Here is a 3,303-nt window from a genome sequence, read left to right as displayed (position 1 = left end):
GAGCTTGCTGTCACGCCGCGGAGGTGGCGCTGACGATCTCGGCGTCCGGCTCACCCAGGTCGAACGGCTCGCCGGCCGCGGCCTTGCGGACCAGGGACTCCGGCGGGACGAAGCGCTCCCCGTAGGCGGCGGCGAGCTCCCGAGCGCGCTCGACGAAGCCGGCCAGGCCACCGGGGTAGCCGTTCATGTACTGCACCACTCCCCCGGTCCAGGCGGGGAAGCCGATGCCGAAGATCGAGCCGATGTTGGCGTCCGGGACGGACCGCAGCACGTCCTCGTCCAGGCAGCGGACCGTTTCGACGGCCTGGATGAACAGCAGCCGCTCGACGAGGTCCTCGAGCACGACCTGCGCCGGGTCGACGCTGCCCGCGCCGAGCTCGTCGACGAGTCCCGGCCACAGCCCGGCGCGCACGCCGTCGGTGTACTCGTAGAACCCGGCGCCGCCGGAACGACCGGGGCGCTCGAACTCGTCGACCATCCGGTCGAGGATCTCGTCGGCCGGGTGCGGGGTCCAGGTCCCGCCCGCGGCTTCGAGCGCGCGCTTGGTCTCGGCGCGGATCTTGCGCGGCAGGGTGAGGGTGAGCTCGTCGAACAGCTGCAGCACCGGCGCGGGGAAACCTGCCTGGTTGGAGGCCTGTTCGATGGTGGCCGGGTGGATGCCCTCCCCGAGCATCGACACGCCCTCGTTGAGGAAGGTTCCGATGACGCGGCTGGTGAAGAAGCCGCGGCTGTCGTTGACGACGATCGGCGTCTTCTTGATCTGCTGCACGACGTCGAACGCCCTGGCCAGCGCGCGATCGCTGGTCTGCTCACCGCGGATGATCTCGACGAGCGGCATCTTGTCGACCGGGGAGAAGAAGTGCAGTCCGATGAAGTCCTCGCGGCGGCGCACGCCTTCGGCGAGGGAGGTGATGGGCAGCGTGGAGGTGTTCGAGGCGATGAGGGCGTCGCCGTCGATGACGTCCTCGATCTCCCCGTACACCTGGTGCTTGAGCCGGGTGTCCTCGAAGACCGCCTCGATGACCAGGTCGCAGCCGGTGAGCTGCTCGTTCTGGTCGGTGGCGGTGATGCGTGCGAGGACTTCGTCGCGCTCGGCCTCGGTGGTGCGGCCCTTGGCGACGGCCTTGTCGAGGATCTTCTGCGAGTAGGCCTTGCCCTTCTCGGCTGCGGCCGCGGAGACGTCCTTGAGCACCACCTGCATGCCCGCCTTCGCGCACACGTAGGCGATGCCCGCGCCCATCATGCCGCCGCCGAGCACGGCGACCTTGTTCGCCGTCCAGCGGTCGAACCCGTCGGGCCTGCTGCCGCCCGAGTTGATGTGTTGGAGGTCGAAGAAGAACGCCTTGCTCATGTTCTTCGAGGTCTGGCCGCTGGCGAGGTCGACGAAGTAGCGGCCTTCGATCTCCAGGGCGGTGTCGAAGTCGACCTGGGCGCCTTCGACGGCGGCGGCGAGGATGTTCTTCGGCGCAGGCATCGGGGCGCCCTTGAGCTGCTTGCGCAGGTTCGCGGGGAACGCGGGGAGGTTCGCGGCGAACTTCGGGTTCGACGGCGTGCCGCCGGGGATCTTGTGCCCCTTCTGGTCCCACGGCTGCACCGCGCCCGGGTTGTCCCTGATCCACTGCTTGGCGCGGTCGAGCAGGGCGTCGGCGTCGGTGACGACCTCGTCGACGAGACCGATCTCCTCGGCCTTCTCCGGGCGCAGCCGCTGCCCCTGGGTGAGGACCTTGAGCAGGGCGTCGGCGATGCCGAGCATGCGGACCGTGCGAACGACGCCGCCGGCGCCGGGCAGCAGGCCGAGGGTGACCTCGGGCAGGCCGAAGCGGGTCTTCGGACTGTCGAGGGCGATGCGGTGGTGGCAGGCGAGCGCGATCTCCAGCCCACCGCCGAGGGCGGTGCCGTTGAGCGCGGCGACGACCGGGACGCCCAGCGTCTCCAGTGCGCGCAGCTGCCGCTTGCTGGTGGCGCTGACCTCGGCGAACTCCTCGACGTTCGCGGGGCGGACCTTGACGAGGTCGCGCAGGTCGCCGCCGGCGAAGAACGTGCTCTTCGCCGAGGTGATCACCACACCGGTGATCTTCTCGCGCTCGGCCTGGAGGCGCTGCACGGTCTCTTCCATGGACCGCAGGTAGCGGTCGTTCATCGTGTTGGCCTGCTGCTGGGGGTCGTCGAGGGTGAGCACGACGATGCCGTCGGCGTCCTCGTTCCAGCGGATGGTGCTCTGGTCGCTCATGGCGTTGGTGCCCTTCGTGGTTCGCGAACACCGGCCCGCGGGGTGCGAGCAAGGGAACCTTTCTGCCACGGGTGACAGGAAGGTTCCCTTCATCGCGACGCGGCGGCCGGTGCCGGGGTCGGTGCGGGGTGGGTTCAGCCGAGCCGTTCGATGACGGTGGCGATGCCCATGCCGCCGCCGACGCACAGGGTGGCCACGCCGTAGCGCTGCTCCCGGCGTTCGAGTTCGTCGATGAGGGTGCCGACGATCATGGCGCCGGTCGCGCCGAGCGGGTGGCCCATCGCGATGGCGCCGCCGTTGACGTTGACCTTCTCGTGCGGCACGCCGAATTCCTTCATGAACCGCAGCGGCACGGCGGCGAAGGCCTCGTTGATCTCGACCAGGTCGATCTGGTCGATGGTCAGCTCGGCCTTGGCGAGCGCCTTGCGCACGGCGGGTCCGGGGCCGGTGAGCATGATCGTCGGGTCGGCTCCGCTGAGGGCGGCGGACACGATGCGGGCCCGCGGGCGCAGGCCCGTGCGCTCGCCGAGGCTTTCGCTGCCGATGAGGGCGAGCGCGGCGCCGTCGACGATCCCGGAGGAGTTGCCGGGGGTGTGCACGTGGTCGATGCGCTCCACCCAGTGGTACTTCTGCAGGGCGACCGCGTCGAAGCCGCCCATGTCGCCGATGGCGGCGAACGAGGGCTGGAGACCGCCGAGGGAATCGGCGGTGGTGCCGGGACGAATGTGCTCGTCGCGGTCCAGGACGGTGCGGCCGTTGCGGTCGGCGACGGGCACCACGCTGCGGGAGAAGCGGCCGTCGGCCCAGGCCTTGGCGGCGCGGTTCTGGGATTCGGCGGCGTAGGCGTCGATGGTGGCGCGGTCGAAGCCTTCGAGGGTGGCGATCAGGTCGGCGCCGATGCCCTGCGGCACGAAGGATGTGTCGAAGTTCGTCTCGGGATCCATCGCCCAGGCGCCGCCGTCGGAGCCCATCGGCACCCGGGACATGCTCGACGCGTTCCTCGGCTGGCTGGAGAGCAGCCGCGGCGAGCTCACCCAGCTCGGAGTCGAACGAGACCTCGACCTGGAGGTGCC

The 3,303-nt window shown here is 70.2% G+C and carries 1 protein-coding gene and 1 pseudogene; both read right to left on the bottom strand.

Annotated elements, in window-relative coordinates; genetic code table 11:
• Positions 1-10 precede the first annotated feature (10 nt).
• Positions 11-2,230, bottom strand: coding sequence for a 3-hydroxyacyl-CoA dehydrogenase NAD-binding domain-containing protein (locus tag ABZ805_RS29195; protein ID WP_358447127.1), 2,220 nt, complete (start codon positions 2,228-2,230; stop codon positions 11-13).
• A 134-nt stretch (positions 2,231-2,364) separates the two neighbouring features.
• Positions 2,365-3,219 (bottom strand): annotated as a pseudogene (locus ABZ805_RS29190) (acetyl-CoA C-acyltransferase); the annotation flags it as partial.
• Positions 3,220-3,303 lie beyond the last annotated feature (84 nt).

This window comes from Saccharopolyspora sp. NPDC047091 (assembly GCF_040643635.1).
Classification (GTDB): Bacteria; Actinomycetota; Actinomycetes; order Mycobacteriales; family Pseudonocardiaceae; genus Saccharopolyspora_C.
This window is presented reverse-complemented; position numbering and strand designations above follow the sequence as displayed.

Bases quoted from the DNA above. Each gene is read 5' to 3' on its own strand.
- ABZ805_RS29195 (WP_358447127.1), bottom strand. From the start codon at position 2,230: ATGAGCGACCAGAGCACCATCCGCTGGAACGAGGACGCCGACGGCATC.